Annotated in this window: 7 protein-coding genes and 1 pseudogene; 5 read left to right on the plus strand and 3 right to left on the minus strand. The window is 68.0% G+C overall.

The annotated features are described in order from the left end of the window. Positions 1 to 1061: 1061 nt before the first annotated feature. On the plus strand, positions 1062 to 1811 hold the full coding sequence (locus OG689_RS42570; RefSeq protein WP_266328054.1) for a transposase: 750 nt from the start codon (positions 1062 to 1064) through the stop codon (positions 1809 to 1811). Between the two features lie 821 nt (positions 1812 to 2632). Here OG689_RS42570 and OG689_RS42575 read toward each other — a convergent pair. The 3 genes from OG689_RS42575 to OG689_RS42585 form a co-directional block, all read right to left on the minus strand. Beyond that, positions 2633 to 3037 (minus strand): hypothetical protein, encoded by a 405-nt coding sequence (locus tag OG689_RS42575; RefSeq protein ID WP_266328737.1) that lies wholly within the window; start codon positions 3035 to 3037, stop codon positions 2633 to 2635. Positions 3038 to 3743: 706 nt separating this feature from the next. Then, complete coding sequence (locus tag OG689_RS42580; protein ID WP_266328739.1) at positions 3744 to 4097, minus strand: hypothetical protein; 354 nt, start codon at positions 4095 to 4097, stop codon at positions 3744 to 3746. A gap of 386 nt (positions 4098 to 4483) precedes the next feature. Further along, on the minus strand, positions 4484 to 5722 hold the full coding sequence (locus OG689_RS42585) for an RNA-guided endonuclease TnpB family protein (protein ID WP_266328901.1): 1239 nt from the start codon (positions 5720 to 5722) through the stop codon (positions 4484 to 4486). A gap of 25 nt (positions 5723 to 5747) precedes the next feature. Here OG689_RS42585 and tnpA point away from each other — a divergent pair. From tnpA to ltrA, 4 genes and pseudogenes are all read left to right on the plus strand, one after another. Then, positions 5748 to 6193, plus strand: a pseudogene (gene tnpA, locus OG689_RS42590) (IS200/IS605 family transposase). Positions 6194 to 6615: 422 nt separating this feature from the next. Beyond that, positions 6616 to 6828 (plus strand): hypothetical protein, encoded by a 213-nt coding sequence (locus OG689_RS42595; protein ID WP_266328741.1) that lies wholly within the window; start codon positions 6616 to 6618, stop codon positions 6826 to 6828. 195 nt (positions 6829 to 7023) lie between these two features. Continuing rightward, positions 7024 to 15024 (plus strand): hypothetical protein, encoded by an 8001-nt coding sequence (locus OG689_RS42600; protein WP_266328743.1) that lies wholly within the window; start codon positions 7024 to 7026, stop codon positions 15022 to 15024. A gap of 889 nt (positions 15025 to 15913) precedes the next feature. Then, on the plus strand, positions 15914 to 17179 hold the full coding sequence (gene ltrA, locus OG689_RS42605; RefSeq protein ID WP_266328745.1) for a group II intron reverse transcriptase/maturase: 1266 nt from the start codon (positions 15914 to 15916) through the stop codon (positions 17177 to 17179). Positions 17180 to 17326 lie beyond the last annotated feature (147 nt).

Here is a 17326-nt window from a genome sequence, read left to right on the forward strand (position 1 = left end):
ACGTGCCGCCCGGCCGGGGCCAGGGCGGCAGCCGGAAGGCATGTTGTGTTCCGTCCGTAGCAATTGATCCTGCGCCCATGGGCATGCAGCCCGAGACCCCTGATAATTCATCTATTTGGCCGATGCATTGACGAAGACAAGAAGGCACTGGCGGTTTTTCACCCAATGCATTCCGATCGCGGACGGGGGCACGGAAGGCCGAGTCTCGACTGAGACGGTGCGGCTGCTTCCGATGCTCATGAGTCTCAGTTTAAGACGTCGGCCCGGTACGTCACCCCAGCTGGAGGCGCTGACAGGGTGTCCCTAGTTCGCGAACTACCAGAATCATCAGGAGAGGCCATGGCCATGCGTTCCATTGAGCGTCTCGCAGGCATCCTATCGGAATCGCTGCTCTCATTGCAGGGAGCCTGACGATTGCCCCAACGGCTTCGGCGACAGTCGACCAAAAGACATGTACTACCTATGACCTCTGCCTCCAGCAGTACAGCAACGGAAATATTTCATATAAAATCCCTGAAAACATGGGCTCTGCCGCTTTCTATGATTTCAACCTGAATTGCAGCGACGGGCGGTATGGTGACGACGGGCACTTCTGGGGATACTCCGGTTATACCTATACCTATTTCTTCGCCGTCGGACGAAGTCCTGGCGCCAAGGAGGGGTGTACAACTATTCCGGCTCCCCGCCCATATGGAATTGGACTAGCGTCCTGAAGAACCAACCACCCGTGCATGGCCAGCCGCACTCCCGGTGTGCCGACTCTCGGGACTGACGGGGGTGCGGCCCCATCTTCGAGCAGGCGGCCACCACACCGCTGACTTAACGGCCAATCAAGACCGTCATGCTCCCCGTACCGCGAACGAGCCCAGGCTCCCCAGCGCCGCGGCCGCTGACCAACCTCGGTGCTTCATCACGCCACTGTTGATCGGTGACTGAGCCTTTTCAGAGCGGCCACCGATCGGGTGACGGCCGGGCGGTCGTGGACGAGGGAAGAACGGACAGGGCTCCCAGGTAGTTGAGCGAGACATCTGACGTCTCAACTCTTCTACCGGGGAGCCCTGGTGGTCACCTATCCTGCCGCACTGGACCTGCCGCACGCGCTCGTTGAGTGGGTCACCATGCTGATCGTCACCCGGGAGGGTGACCGCCGGTGCAAGCTCCGCCCCTCACAGCGCGCGCTGGTCGCACTGGTGTACCCGCGCAAGCACGACACCCTCGCGCAGATCGCTGCCGGCTTCCGGATCAGCGTCGGCACCGCCCACGCCTATGTCCACCAGGTCATCGACCTCCTCGCCCGCCAGGCACCCGGCCTGACCCAGGCCCTGCGCGAGGCGGACGCCGAGTACGTCCTGGTCGACGGCACCCTCGCCGAGTGCGACCGCGTCGGCGACGGCCGCGCCGACTACTCGGGCAAGCACCGCCGCCACGGTGTGAACCTGCAGGTCATCACCGGTCCTCACGGAAGGCTCGTGTGGATCTCCCGGCCCCTGCCCGGCCGCACCCACGACCTGACCGCAGCCCGTCGCCACCGCATCGTGAAGACCTGCGTCCGGCTCCGCATCCCCGCCCTGGCCGACATGGCCTACACCGGCGCGGGCGGCACGTTCGCCGTCCCGACCAGACGCCCACCCCGCGGCGAGCTCACCGCCGGGCAGAGGTCAGTCAACCGGGCCCACGCCCGACTGCGGTACCCCGTCGAACGCGGCGTCGCCACCGTCAAACGCTGGCGCATCTTCCACTACGCCCGCTGCAGCCCCAACCGCCTCACGTCAGCAGCCAAAGCCGTCCTCACCCTGGAGAAGCAACGCTGAAAAGGCTCACTGTTTGTCACGGCACGGGAAAGGTGCCCTGCCACCTGCGATGATCCGGGCCTGTCTAGGGCCAGATCGTCGGCGGGGTGGGGGCACCCTTCACGTGCAGGGTAGCGAGTGGGCGCGGGGTTTGGCGATGTCGGGGGACGGCAAGGGGCAGATCGGGCATGTCGGCGGGGTGCGCCTGCGGCTGCTCGCCGAGCGGCAGGCCGTCCCCGCCAACGCCTCGGGGGGGCTGCGGCCCCCTCACGCTGCGCGGTCTGGACACCGGCGAGATGACCCTCGCCCCGCACAGACCCGCCGACCCCGATCAGCCATGGTGGCCGCGGCACTGGCACGCTTCCAGCATGTGCCAGAGCGCCAGGCAGAGCACCGCGCCCATCACTGGGCCGCCCACTGCGGAGAGTCCCAGGGACGGCGCTTGCCCGGTGGGGACCGCAGCAGGCTGAGGGCGGGCCTTCTGAGCGCCCGACGATCTCGCCAGCCACTCTCGCACCGGGGCGGATCGGCCTGCCTGGCCATCGGGGTTGTTGGTCGCCAGGTTCGGGCGCCGACAGGGGCAGCCTTCCCGGTCGGCGCGGCTATTCGTCCGTCGCCGCGTGGTCATAGGGAATACGGCCGACGAGTGCCGCTGCACGTCCGACCTCCGGGACCTCGACCCGTCTTCGGTGGTCGACCGTGCTGTACCAGCCGCGGACGGGATGCCGTGCGCGATGATCCCGCGGTACCGGCCAGCAGCGACGCCGGCCAGCTCGGATGGATCTCTCGCAAGCCGGACCTCCCGGGTCACGGACCGGCACGCCACATCGGCGTCCGGTCCCTCATCGCCCCGGGCCAGGACCAGACGGATGGTCGCGGCTGTCCTGCCAGGCGAGCGCCCGCATCAGCTGCTCCTCGTCGAGACCGGTCATCGCCACCACCCGCTCGTACATTTCTTCCTCTTCCAGCGGGCCGAGCATCTGTACTGCCCGGGTGATCTGCCCGGCCCATAGTTCCTCGGGAACGAAGACGCGGCGCTGATAGGCCGCGGCGAGCTGCGCCAAGTGCGGCTCACCGCACGCGCGCAGCAGCCGCTCGCCGTCGAAACGCTGGTCCACGGCCACTGCGGACGAGTCCGGAACCCGCAGGACCGCCTGGTCCCGCGCCGGGGCCAGCGTCCCGCACACGTCGCACAGCTCCGGCACGTCGCCGGAACCGGTCCCCGCGGTGCCGTCGGAGCGGTCCATGCCTCCGGTGTACGCCCCCGGCCCTGTCCCCGCGAGCTGGAGCTAGGTGGAGCCAGGCGAAGAGCACCGGTGCCGGCGACGGTCTGTACCGCGGTGGCACGGTCGGTCGGTGAGTCGCCGCCGAGCATCAGCCCGGTCATGGCGTGGTTGAAAGCCGGGTTGCCGGACAGGCCCCGGTACACCTTCGCCGCCGCGCGCTCCGCCAGCAGGCGTGCGGCCTCGCGGACGGCCGACATCACCGGTGTGAGGCGGTGCTCGTCGCGGTACACGCCGAGCACCAGGTTCAGGCGCCCCTCACGCGAGTCCACCTCGAGTTCGGCGGCCACCGCCCACAGTGGGTCGATCGGCGAGGGGGGAAGCACCTCAAGCATCAGGGCACACCTTGGAGGAGAGACGGTATTGGGAGAAGGGGCGGCAGCATGAGACGAAATCAAGGGCGGTGGGTGTGGGCACGAGAGCAGTGCGCATGGGTTCAGGCATCGGTCGACGCCTTCGGCGCGCGGCGCCGGCCAGCGAGCACGACGCCGCGGGTGATGAGCGGGACGCCGGCCATCACGGCCGGGGTCACGGTCTCGCCCAGCAGCGGCACGACAAGCAGTGAGCTCTTTCAGAGCGGCCACCGATCGGGTGACGGAGCCGAGGCGGCAGCCGGCACGCTCGACCGTGATCTCGCTGGCCCAGGTGGACGTCAACGGCGGACGCGGCCTCACCTTGCCGAGGAGCAGCTGAAAGGGCTCAGTGCGGCGGCGACCGGGCTGAGGCTGCCAGTCACGGCGCAGCGCTCGGCTCCGGGTCGGCGGATCGCGAGAGCGTAGAGCGACCCCGCACACAGTCCGACGCCGAGGCCCTGGAGAATGACGAACAGGGCGAGGTCGCCGGGGGCGGCGTGCAGGAGGTTGATGGGCAGTACGCCGGTGGTGACGAGCAGCGTTAGCAGGGCGAAGGACGGTGCGCACAGTAGGCCGATCGTGCCGATCGGGTCGAGTCGGGTCTCGCGCAGGCCCATGGTGCAGAGCGCCCACGGGCCACCCGCCACCAGGAGCAGGCCGCAGCCAGCCAAGTGTGCAGTCGTCGACCGGAAACAGGTGGGGCATCACGAGAGCGAACGCTCCGGCGGTGTTGAGGGCGAGTCCGGTGTGCTGAAGGGCGCGGGGCGTGCCGGTTCCGTTGGCGGCCATCAGCGCCGCCACGAACAGCGGGACGGTACCGGGTATCAGCGCGCCGACGAAGGCGGCGGAGGTGAGCTTTTTTGCCGCCCGCCATCGCGGCGAGGAAGAACGGCACGCCCGCACCGCAGACGATCTTGAGCGCGGTGACGGTGGGCACGACCGTCACCTGCCGGCGGCGCCGCCAAGGTGCCGGTGCCAGGAGCAGGACCGGCGCACCGAAGCGCAGCAGCCCGGCATCTGCCGGCAGAAGCATGGCACTGTTGACTTCCTCACCGCCCTAACGTGCGGTGATTCCCTCCACGCTGCGCGCGGATGGCGCGGCGCTCAGGCGGGTTCCTGCTTCACTGCGTGGTGCCGGGAGGAGTCCCGGTCTTACCTGCGCTCCACAGGCTGAGACCGCAAGTCCTGCGGCCTTGGCGACGTTGACCGCCGCGTTGACATCCCGGTCGAGCCGGCCGCCGCATCCCTGGCACTGCCGGACGCGGACGTCCAAGGGCTTGGGTCCGCCCTTGACGCCGCAGTTCGAGCAGACCTGCGAGGTCGGCTCGAAGCGGCCGATGCGCAGGAAGGTGCGCCCGTACCGGGCGGCCTTGTACTCCAGCATGGTGACGAACGCGGACCATCCGGCATCGTGGACGGGCCTGGCCAAGTTGGTGCGGGCGAGTCCCTTGACCGCCAGGTCCTCAACGGCGACCGCTTGGTTTTCGCGGATCACCCTCGTCGAGAGCCGGTGGTGGAACTCGCGCCGCGCGTCGGCGACCTTGGCGTGTGCCTCGGCGACCTTGAGCCGGGCCTTACCCCGGTTGTTGCTGCCCTTGGCCTTGCGGCTCAGGGACTGCTGCGCGCGCTTCAACTTCTTCTCGGCCCGGCGCAGGAACTTCGGGCTGTCGATCTTCGTGCCGTCGGACAGGATCGCGACGTGCGTCAGGCCCAGGTCGATCCCGACCACCGCGTCCGTGTCGGGCATGCGGGTCAGGTCGGTGTCCGGGTCGCTCTCCACCACGAACGAGCAGAAGTACCGCCCTGCGGCGTCCTTGACCACGGTCACCGTGGACGGCTCCGACGGCAGCACGCGGGACCACTTCACCCGCACGTCGCCGACCTTCGGCAACGACAGGTCACCGCCCGACGTGATCTTCCACCGGGCATTGGCGGTGAACCTGACGGCCTGCCGATTGTCCTTGCGGCTCTTGAAGCGGGGCGCGCCCGTACGCGGGCGCTTGCCCTTCAACCCGTCGAAGAAGTTCCGGTACGCGGTGTCCAGGTCCCGCAGCGACTGCTGCAGGACCACGGCGGACAACTCCCCGGGCCATTCGCGATCGGGGGTCTTCTTCGCCTCGGTGATCAGCGCCTTCGACAGGTCACCGGTCCTCGGGAACGGCAACCCGTCCGCACGGGCGGTCTCACGAGCCCGCAAGGCGTCGTTGTACACCACCCGCGCACACCCGAACGCACGCGTCGGCGCAGAACGCTGAGACCCGTTCGGGTAGAGGCGGAAGGAGTACCGAAGCCGCACGATGATCACCGTACCGTGTTGGTTCATGGCTGAGTATCAGAACATCAGAACAGGCAGGCACTGCGCGTTCGTTCTCCACGCGCACTCGGTCTTCGTGACGAAGTACCGGCACAAGGTGTTCACCGACCGGCACCTGACGCGCCTCGAAGAGATCATGCGCAGCGTCCGCGCGGACTTCGAGGTGGAGTTGGCCGAGTCCAACGGCGAGAACAACCACGTCCACCTGCTGGTCGACTTCCCGCCGAAGGCCGCCCTGTCGAAGCTGGTCAACAGCCTCAAGGGCGTCAGCTCCCGCCGGATGCGCCCGGGGGCACCTCCCGGCCGCAGGCTGGGGGAGAGTACCCCGAACTGGTTCGCCACCACTGGCGCGCACAGCGCCTGAGGTCCGGCTCCTACTTCGCCGGATCGGTCGCCGGCGCTCCCCAGTCGACAGTCCGCCAGTACATCGAACAGCAGAACCGGCCTGCCTAGCTGAGGTCCACCGCGCGAGAGGGTGCTCCGACCCCGGTCAGAGCACCACTCAGAATCGCTTCACCACCGGACTGAAGCCCGGCGCACCGCGATCAGATCCGGTAGCAGGACCCCGCGGTCCAGGATATGCGGCCCATCCCCGCGGGCGCTGGGAGCAGTTGACGTACGGGGTGGCGTTCCCGGGGGGCGGCAGAGATCATCCCGCGAGCGCTGAGCCACCTGTCACGGGATTCTGCTGACAGTTCAGCGCCTTGGGCTTTTGGGCCTGTGGGCCCTGTCCGTGCCTCAGACAGGTGGTTAGCGTTTTGGCTGGCTGTCGGCGTCTCGGATGCGCCACGTCATGGGGGGTGGTGCGGGCGGTGGCGTCGGGTTGCATGTCAGTGGACAGTGCAGTGCTGGGTGCCCAAGGCGATGTGCGACGTGTGTATGAGCAGTTCTGTGACTCGTTGGCCGCGATGGGTTCGCCGTGGGGCGAGGGGGACGAGTATGCCGAGGCTTTTGCCGGTTGGTATGTGGGGGCGAGCAGGCAGTTGGCGGAGAGTCTGAAGTTGGTGGCCGATCAGGTGGGTGAGGCGGGGGCGTCGGCGGGTCGGGCGTCGGTGAACTATGTGAAGAACGAGCGATCGGTGGGTTGAGGGGTGTCGCTTGATCTTCCGCCGGAGTTGCGGGTGGTTGCGAAGTATTTGGTGGGGGTGTGGCCGTCGGCGGATGAGGATGCTCTGCGGCGGTTGGCGGGTGTGCATGAGCGGGCTGTCGTGGATGCGGCGGAGCTGGGGCGGGCGTTGGCGTGGCAGTCGGCGGGTGTGCGGGGGTGGGAGGGGGATGCGCGTGTGGCGCATGACGCGATGATGGAGCGGGTGTTCCGGGAGTCGGGGATCGCGGATTTCGTGGATGCGGCGGAGCGGCTTTCGCGTGGGGTGCGGGAGACCGCTGCGCAGGTGGAGAAGGCGAAGTACCAGGCCATGATCATCGGTGCGTGGCTGGCGGCGTCGATCGCGTGGGCGTTGGCGGTGGCGCCGTTCACCGCGGGAGCGTCGCTGGGGTGGCTGGCGGGGGTGGAGGCGCTCGCGCAGGAGCTGCTGGCCCAGGTCGGGGTGTGGTTGGTGCGGGGTGTGGTGGCGGCGGGTGCGGGTGCGCTGTTCATGGTGACGGCGGACGGGCTGGCGCAGGGCATCGTGATGGGCAAGGGTCACAGTGACCATTTCGATGTGGGGTCGCTGTTCATCTCGGGTGGGATCGGTGCCCTGGCGGGTCTGCTGGGGCTGGGTGTGGTGACGGCGGCGGCGAAGGGGGAGGTTGCTGCGCGGGGCGCGCTGGCGGGTGCGGGTGCGAGTGATGCGGCCGGGGTGGTTGAGCGGTCGGTGGTCCTGGGCGCGGGGGAGGGCGCGTCTGCGGGCGCGGGGCGGTCGGCGTCTGTGGGTGGGGAGGCCGGTCGTGAGGTTGCGGAGGAAGCGCCGATCCTGCCGAAGTGGACGATGAGTCTGCCGGGGCAGATGGTCTTGCAGGGAGAGACGAGCGTGGTGGCGGACGTGGGGTTCCGGGCGGTGCAGGGGACGCCGGTGACGGACACGCCCGATGCGTTCTTCCAGGGCGCGGCGGGGGCGTTGGGTGCGCGTCATGGCGGGGCTCATGTGGGGGAGGTGCCGAAGGGTCTGAAGGCGGCGCTGGCGCGGCTGCCGAAGAGCGGCGAGGGCGGGGGGCGGTTCGAGCCGTTCGTGGCGGTGCCGGACTCGGGTGCGGGGTTCCCGCTGTTGGACGGTCTGCGGTTGGAGGAGACGTCGGGCGGCGCCCTGTGGGCGCGTCCGGAGTCGGCCGGCGGGGGGCCGTGGGATGCGGCGTTCGGGTCCGCGGTCCGCACGATGGGCGGCGGGCAGGACGGTCCGCGGCTGGTGGTGGGGACCCCCGACATGGCGCCGGGCGGGGTGGTGCGGCAGCTGGAGTCGGTGTGGGGCGCGCTCCAGCAGGCGCCGCGTACGTCGGCTGCGCTGCCGCGCGAGATCGTCCTCGCCGCCCCCGTCACCGCGCACGAGATGCCCGCGTTGGAACGCTTCGTCGCCACCCACAACGTCGGGGTGACCATCCCGGAGGGGCGGGTGCTCGCGGGCGCGGACGGCGCCCTGTTCGTCACCGGTGCCGACGCCGTGGTCGGCGCCAGGCCGGGTGACCAGAGCTTCGGGCAGTGGGTACAGGTGACCCCGACACAGACCGTCGACCGCACCCCCACCGCCCCCACTGCATCAGTCGGCACCACGACCGTGAAGACCGTCCCGGACGCCACCACCGCCACCGCACCCACACACGTCACCGCGCACGCGGTGCCGCCCTTGGCCGCCTCCGTCCCCATCGGGAGCACCACCGTGGAGGGCGGCTCCCGACCCGTGGTGGGCCCCACCTCGGGCACGGGCCCCGACACGCATGTGGTGCGGTCCGCAGGAGACGCCGATCAGACGCTTCCGGACGCGGTCACCGCAACTGCCACCGGGGGGACCTCACCCATCCCCATACCGGAAACCGGCACGCCCCCTCAGAACGCCGAAACCGATGTGCACACCGACGCCGGCCAGACGTTGCCCGACACCACCACCGCCACCACCACTGCCGCCGCCGGTGCCGGTGCCGGTGCCGCGCAGACGGTGCAGCAGCACGCGGCGGGGCCGACCGAGCAGAAGGGGCCGGACCATGGTGTCGTGTCCGGCACCGAGCCGACCGGTGGTGCCCTGGCCGAGGGCGCTGTCCACTCTTTCGCGGGTACGGGTGCTGACGCGCAGACGGTGCAGCAGCACGCGGCGGGGCCGACCGAGCAGATGGGGTCGGATCATGATGCCGCGCCCGGCACCGGTTCGGTCGCCGCCGCGCCCACTGCCGCCACCGTGCACCCGGATCCGGTGTCCGACCCGTCCGGGTTCGCGACTCCCGACGCGAGTGCCGATACGGTTCCCGTTTCCTCGGCGAGCGGCGGCCCCACCGGCGCCCTCCCCGACTCCACCGGCGCTCCCACCACCCACACCACCGCAGCGGTTCCGACGGCGGGGATTCAGGCACGGCCGGTGGGTGCGGTGCTGGACTCCCCCCGCTGGGAGCAGGCACTGTCCGGCCCCGGCGGCACACTCCCCACCGGCCCGAACAGCCAGCTCGGCCCGGTCACCGCGACCCGGATCCCCGCCGGCATCCTCCTGCACAGCGCCACGGAGGATCCCGCCTTCGCGTCCATCGCCCGCTCGCTGGCACCCGATCCAGCCCGGCTGACCGTCATCGTCTCGGACTCCGTCGCCGCCGGCGCCCTGCACACCCTCGTCGCCGGCCTGTCCCCACAGGCCCGCGAACACCTGCGTCTGGTCATGCCCGACGACGGCAGGCGCCACGCCATCAAGCTCCTGCAGTCCCTGCCCGACGTCCGAGAGGTCGTCGCCGCCGGCCCCGTCACCCTCGCCGAGACCGGCCACGCCCACGCCCACATCACCACCGACCCCGACACCGGCCGCACCACCGCCAACGAAGGCCAATGGCTCAGCATCACCCGAAACGACACCCGCACCACCACCGCCCCGCAGCGCCTCTTCCTGGCCGAACCCCTCGGCGCACTCCACCCCTCCCCCGGCTGGGACCAGATCCTCAGCGAAGGTATGCGCCAAAGGGTACTCCCCGGAACCGAGCGGATTCCCGCCGGCCTGCTCCTGTCCGGCCCCGCTCCTTCCTTCGACGCCGCGCGCTTGCTCCCCGACCCCGCCCGTGCCACCATCGCAGTCCATGGGGACCCCGCCAGTCCACAGGTCCAGAAGCGGGTCGAAACGCTCGTCAAGGACCTCGCCGTCCTGCCCGGCACCCGCACCCTGCGCCTCGCCTGGAACGACGCGGCCACCTCAGGCGGCGCGACCTTCCTGCAACACCTCGCCGACCGCCACAAGGTCGACATCACCGCACCCGCAGGCCGGCTCGTCGTCCTGGACAGCGGCGCCACCATGGTCGTCGGCGGCGGCCAGTGGACCCGCTTCCGCCCAAAGCAGCCCTCCCACAACGAAGGCCCGCTGTTCCCCGCCCCTGCCTGGGACACCGCCGTCCAGAACCTCGCCTACGCTGGCCAGGTCCACCGCATCCCCGCCGGGCTCCACCTCGACACCCCCGACCAGCCCACCACACCCACCACCGCGCACGCCCTGAGCACCCTCATCCCCACCGCCCGGGGCCCCGTCATCGCCATCACCGCCGACCCCACCCACACCACGACCCGCACCGCCCTCGACCACCTCTTACGGAACCTCACCCGCCAACCCGACCGGCCCGACCTGGTCCACCTCCTCCTCACCCACCCCCAGGCCGACCAGATCCGCCCCGGCCAGCCCGGCGCGGAAGCCACCCACCTCTACCTCCAACACCTCGCCGACACCCACCACCTGCGCCTCGACATCGCTCAAGGCGCCTGGACCCCCACCCCACACGGCACCCTCCGCCCCACCAACCCCCACACCACCCAAGAAATCACCCCCGCCTGGCACCGCTACCGCCCCACTACCCGAACACCCCACCCCAACCCCGTCACCGTCCTCCACAACCCGCAGACCGCCAACGTCTACCGGCCCACCGCAGACCGCCCAGACCTCATCACGGCCCTCGCCCCCGACACAGTTGCCGACTCTGCCTCCGGGGCAGCCCCGCAGGCCATGTCTGTGAAGAAGACCGCAGCAACCAGGGTCACGCCGAGGAGCGGGCCGTCAGAGAGCAACGATGTCCCGACGCAGGGGATCGTGGAGAAGGTGCTGGGCAAGCTCCCGGCCCGGGTGCTGGATGACGTGCGGGCGGTCCTGGCCGAGTACGGGGTCGTTGAGCCGCAGCAAGCTCTGGTCGACCAGTTGGGGTTTGTGTGGCACCGTAAGGGGCCAGAGGCTGCGAAGGCGCTGGCCCGGCAGGCTGTCGTGGATCTGGCTACCGATCCCGCCCGGCCTGGTACGGTCCGTCCTGCTGGCCAGGTTGGGGAGGGCGTGGTTCGCGAACCGCTGCCGCCTGAGTCGAACCTGATGGCCGATGCCTTCGGTGGAACCGCACTGTTTCACAAGGACGATCTTGACCTGCTCGCCCGAGCGGTGAAGGAACGGCCGATGGCCGAGGTCCGGCAGCAATTCGAGGCACGCCCGTTGCAGGAGCAGGCCCTTCTGCGTGCCGCCGCCGAACCGCTTCTGACGGTCCGCCCCGTCATCGGTCAGGACGAGCATTCCAGGCGTTCCCGAGCGTTGCACAGGGACGTGTGGATCCGGCTGGCCGAGGCCCTCGCCGACGGGCCCGACACTGCGGCCGCCCTCGCCGCCAGGCTGGGCCTGACACAGACCGGCCGTCTCCCCGGCGGCGTACGCTGGGATAACAGTTCGGACGACGAGGACGCGCTGGCCAGGCGCTGGGCGTTGCCGAGCCAGCGGGGCATAAACATACGTGACGTGCTCTCAAACCTCCAGGGCCGCCTCGAGCCCGGGCCCGGGCCGAGTTTCCGCAATGGCAGGCGTCCGGCGCTCGCCGGCTACCAGCACGTCGCCGGACGCGACCTGGTGCCCGAACGGCGTCCAGGCACGCTGCTGGGCACCGACTTTGGTGAAGGTGCCGGGCTGCGCTGGCCCGTGAACCCCGTCACGGCGGCTCGCGGCTGGTCGGTTCGGCTTGTGGACCGCCCGTTCGGTCTCTTCGCTGCCGGGCTCCGCCGCTACGGGGCCGGCGACCTGCGGCTCCCCCACCTCGGGGACCGGCTGGCCAGTCATCAGGAGATTGCCCACTGGGTCCGTGGAGACGGATGGCGTCCCGGCCAGGCCGTGCAGTTCGTTTGGTCCGAGACGGAACATCCGCTCGGCCCGGCCGACGAACGGTTGCTGAACGACATCGCCGGCACACTGCAAACCATTGTCTACGCCCCTGAAGGGGCTGCCTCGTTCGACAGCCGCGCACGGGATGTCATCGCCACCACGGCCGCGGACGGCGCCCGCTCGCTATGGCGCCGCTTCGGTCCGCCTAGCCTCCACACCGCGGTTGGCTCCTACCGGACCGACAGGTACGGCCGCCTGGTCGCCGCAGGCAGGCCCGCCTTCGCGCTCATCGGAGGAGGCGTCGCGATCTCCCCCGCCCCGATCCCGTCCCAGCACGGGCTCGCACCCAGTCAGCTCGTTTACGACATCGTCCTCGTCCTGGGCAAGGACGGAACTCCGCAGGTCGAACTGGACGACGGAGTCTTCGGCAACGCCGACCCTGGTGACATCCTGCGGGTGATCCGCGAACGCACCGCCCTTGCCGAGCCCGAGCTGGCACCCAGGGGCTGGAAGGCGGATGTATGGTCCGGGCAGCCGGTGAGGCTGCTCGTCGACACCCCCGAGCGCGGACCGAGGTACGAAAATTTCACAGCCTGGGTCGAAAACCTGCGCATCCTCCTCACCGAGCAGCGCCCGCAGTTCACGCCCACCGAAGGGCAAACGGAGAGCGAGATACCGGCTCCCCCGGTCGACGTATACGTGCCCGAGCCCGGGGCCGATTTCGCACTCCTTGGACCCGTCGACAAGGCCGAGGTCGTGGTCCGCTGGCAGGACGGCCGCCCCGACGACAGTTGGAGGCCCTCGTGGGTGCGGGTGGGCTCGGAACGCCGGACGGACCCGGCGCCAGCTCTGTTCGACACCGACGAGTCCGGCAAGCTAAAGCAGGCCGACGCCCTGATTGTCCCCTTCTCCAGGACCGGCGTTCTGCTGGAAGAGGCCCCTTGGCTGATCCGCCACCCCGGTCTCCAACCGATCGAACTGACCGTCAACCCGGACGGCCGACTCGCCATCCACAGCCCCTCCAGCAAGCTGCAGATCATCGAGGCCGCCGGACTGGCCGCCATGTTGCGGGCCAACAGCGGAGACAATCAATTCGGGCGCACCAGCCTGCGGAGCGGCGCAGATGACCTCCAGATCCTGCTGCGGCCCGTTGGAAGGGATGACTGGGCGGGCGCGAGCGACGAGGCGGCAAAGAGGAAGCTGACGCAAGAACTGACCACGCTCGCAAAGATCCTGGGCGTCGACGTTTACCACCGCATTCCCGGCCCGGTCAAGCGCTCCCCCAATGTCGGCTCATTCATTGCGGAGGGCCCTGTCGCGGAATGGCACCGCGCCGAGGGCCGCGGCGCCCCGCCCCGCTTCGAGACGAACTCCTACGGTGCACTGGTGCCGGGGACTTCCCGCCGCATCGAACACCTGAGCAAGGTCGGACTCGGGGCGAGTGACATACACGTAGGACGCTTCCCAGGTGGGCTCTCGCTGAACCCGGCCGCCTGGAGCGGGGAGAACACCCGCGGGCTGCCGCTGAAGCAACCGGACGCGACCGTATGGGAGAAGGCGGCCACCGACAACAACTTCCTCGTCGTCGCCACCGGCGAACCCGACGCGGTGTGGCTCGCCGCCGCCACCCAGGGGCGGTGGCTGACCGCCGGACCGCAGGCCCTGATCCAAATTCTGGACGAGTCCGGCTGGGACAGGCTCACCCCGCTCCTGTTGGCGGTGGACGGGTTGGCAAATACGTTTCTTACGGGCGTCCACTTCGGGCAGGCACTCGCGGACAGCACCGGCGTCACGGTCCATGCACCGACCGGAAAGGTGGACTGGGACGCCGTAGCAACCATGAGCCGGTTGACGAAGCGAGCGGAGCAAGACCCGCTGCCCCTGCTCCGAGACGGCGAGTGGATCCCCTACACCCCGCAGCCCAGGCTCACCCTGGACGAGGTCAGGAATTATCTGGCCGGCCTGCCCAGCAGCAGCACACTCCTGTCCCGCGCCCGACTGATCCTCAACACCTTCGACGACTCCCTCACCCACGCCCCGGGTCAGGACGCCGTGCAGCGTGTCGCCCACGCCCTGAGCCTCCACGGCCCCGCCGAAGCCGAACGCCTCGCGGCTCAGCTCGTCGCCCCGGTGTTCGCGGCTCTGGACATCCCAGCCCGTGCCGACATCGCAGCATGGGTGGCGGCCAGGCTCGCAACCGGTCGCCCCCTTCCCGTCTCGATGAGCCCGCACGCCGAACCTGGGCAGGTCGTGGTGCGCTTCCCGGCCGCCGCCGCCTCATGGCCGGTTGCGAGTGCTTTCCCCACTGTGTTCACCCAGTTCCTCAAGTTCCATCGCAACGCCTCATCGGCACACGCCACAGCTATCATCACCCGACCCGAACTCTTCGCCATAACACGGTTGCGGACAACCAACATCGCAGGCCGCGCAACGATGTACGTTGCGCATGTCACCCAGGTACCGCAACCGGTGCCGACCCGCCCGAACCCCGCCCTGCTGGAACCTGTCGATCGTGAACTTCTGGCCGCACTCGGCAACCAGCCGCCCCTCGCCGAGGCCCTTGTAGGGCATCGCTCCGGCGGCGGCACCAGCGGTGCCATGCCGCACCAGGGCCCGGTCGTCGACACCCGGCGCCCCGCCCCCGAAACCCCTGATGACGCCCTGGAGCGGCAGCCAACAGCTCAAGGCACCAGCAGAAATGACGGCATGCTGAATCCGGCCCAGCATCGACGATTGCAACACGATCTGCTCGGACTTCCCTCGATGGACAGAATTCGCCACACCCTCGGAAAGGTTCCCGAGCGCAAATACAGGAACCTAATGTCTCAGATCGACAGGTTGGTTCCAGCGCCGGTTCTTTTCGGAACCGACCCCGCCACCAACCTGGAACGCGAATTGCACGAAGAGGACAGACAGAGAGTGGCTTTCATATTCCAGCGGGACGGCAAGGAAGCCGCCAAGCGCCTGGCAACGAACCTCGCTGCATTGCCGCGCCCCGGCCTTCGCAGGGGGCAGGGGCGCGGACAGCTACCACCTCAATGGGAGTGAGACCGATGATGCCCTCGACGAATTTCATTATTCTCAGCCCCACAACACCCGCGACGACGAAGATCTGCTTCACGGGGCCGACATGAGGAATCCTGACAGAATATTCAACAAAGAGTTTCAATCGCGAGATTCAGAATCAGACGCGACTCTCAGCTTGACTCTGTCGGGTTGTGTCCTGAACACGAAGTGGAGCTGCATGCAGGAGAGCTTCGCAAAGTGATGCTGTGTGGAAGATGAAGGTGCTTGGCCCTTCGGAGTCGCCCTGCGGGGGGAGGCTTCAAACCGCCTCATGCTGCATTGGCTGATTGTGTCCTGAACGTGAAAGGGAGCTGGTCGTAGGACGGTTTCTGGAATCGATGCTGTGCGAGAGATGAAGGTATGGCCCTTCGGAGCCGCCCTGCGGAGGGAGGCTTCAAACCGCCTCATGCTGCGCTAGCTAATGACTGCCGTGGTGAGCGATTGAGGAAAAGGCGTCGTAAGAGACGTCAGGTGGGGATCGGGAAGACGAACGCAAGTGAATCGTTGCTGAAGTGTCGTTAAGCAGACAGATGACATCAAAACCGGGGTCTTTGGCTAGCTCCGGGATGAGCCTGGCGGGTGTCCGCTTATTGGCCAGGTGGTGTCCGGCATGTAGACGACGTGAGCCCGGTCTGCCGCTTTCGCATGGAACAGGAGAAGGCGTGCCCCGATACTGCCCTTCCCGACAGGGGAGGGCGAGAGGGAGTGTCCCAAGCGGCAGACACCGTAAGGGATCGAGTACCGATGCGGGGTGCGCTGGCGGACCGGCTCATAGTAGTGATGAAGCTCCTGTAATGGGAGTGGAGCGAAGGAGCCGGGCCATTCGTGACGTTGTTTGTCTAGACAACCGGGTTTTCCCGGGAGGAACTACATGGACGCGTTGAAGTCATCAGGTAAGCCGTTTGATATTTCGAAGCGGGAAGTATGGGAGGCATACGAGGGAGTCAGGGCAAACAGAGGCGCGCCTGGTGTGGACAGTCAGTCCATTGAGGGCTTCGAGAAGGATCTTAAGGGTAACCTTTATAAGATCTGGAACAGGATGTCGTCAGGGACGTACTTTCCTCCGCCGGTGCGTGCGGTCGAGATCCCCAAGACGTCGCCGGGAGGCGGTGTGAGGATCTTGGGTGTGCCCACGGTGGCCGACAGAATTGCCCAGACCGTAGTGGCCAGGCATCTCATGGAACGGGTTGATCCCGTATTTCATGAGGACTCCTATGGTTACCGGCCGGGGCGGTCGGCATTGGATGCGGTGGAGCGCTGCCGTGAGCGTTGTTGGAAGAGGGATTGGGTCATTGATCTCGATGTCCAGAAGTTCTTCGACAGCGTCCGGTGGGATCTCATCGTCAAAGCCGTGGAAGCGCACACTGATGCCGGTTGGGTGGTTCTGTATGTGAAGCGGTGGCTCCAAGCACCGCTGCAACTGCCTGACGGCACCTTGCAGGTACGAGACCGGGGAACCCCACAGGGCTCAGCGGTCTCACCCGTGCTGGCGAACCTGTTCATGCACTATGCGTTCGATATATGGCTGGCGCGGAAGTGGCCGGGCATCACTTTCGAGCGCTATGCCGACGATGCAGTCGTGCACTGCGTGTCGGAGCGTCAGGCCCGCGAAGTGCTGGCCGCGCTGATGGTCAGGATGGAGGAGGTCGGGCTGCGACTGCATCCCGACAAAACCAAGATCGTGTATTGCCGAGACGGGAAACGCCACCGGCCTTTCGGGCAGACGGAGTTCACCTTCCTCGGGTACACGTTTCGCGCACGCGAGAGCCGGAACAAGCACGGGCGGCGGTCCACGTCGTTCGAGCCGGCGATCAGCAAGGAAGCTCTGAAGAGGATCAGTGCGGAATTCAGAAGTTGGCGGCTCCACACTCGGTCCGACCTTTCCTTCGTAGAACTCGCGCGACGGATCAATCCGATCGTGCGGGGCTGGATGCAGTACTTCGGCCGGTTCTACCGGTCGGCACTGACACCCCTCTTGATGCGCATCAATGCCTACTTGGTGCGCTGGATCCGCCAGAAGTACAAGAAGCTCGCGGCGCTACGGAAAGCACTCCGGAAGATGTGGGAGATCGCCGAACGGTATCCCCGCATGTTCGCGCAATGGAAATGGACTACCATCGCGTCCTCGTCCTGGTGATCAGAATGGCAAGAGCCGTGTAAAGGGAGACCTTTAAGCACGGTTCTGTGAGAGCCGGGGGGTGAGATTCCCCCCGGCTACTCGGCAGACCGTTGTGGTGAACGATGAGGAAAAGGCGTCGTAAGAGGCGTCAGGTGGGGATCGGGA

This window comes from Kitasatospora sp. NBC_00240, from assembly GCF_026342405.1.
In the GTDB taxonomy this organism is placed as follows: Bacteria; Actinomycetota; Actinomycetes; order Streptomycetales; family Streptomycetaceae; genus Kitasatospora.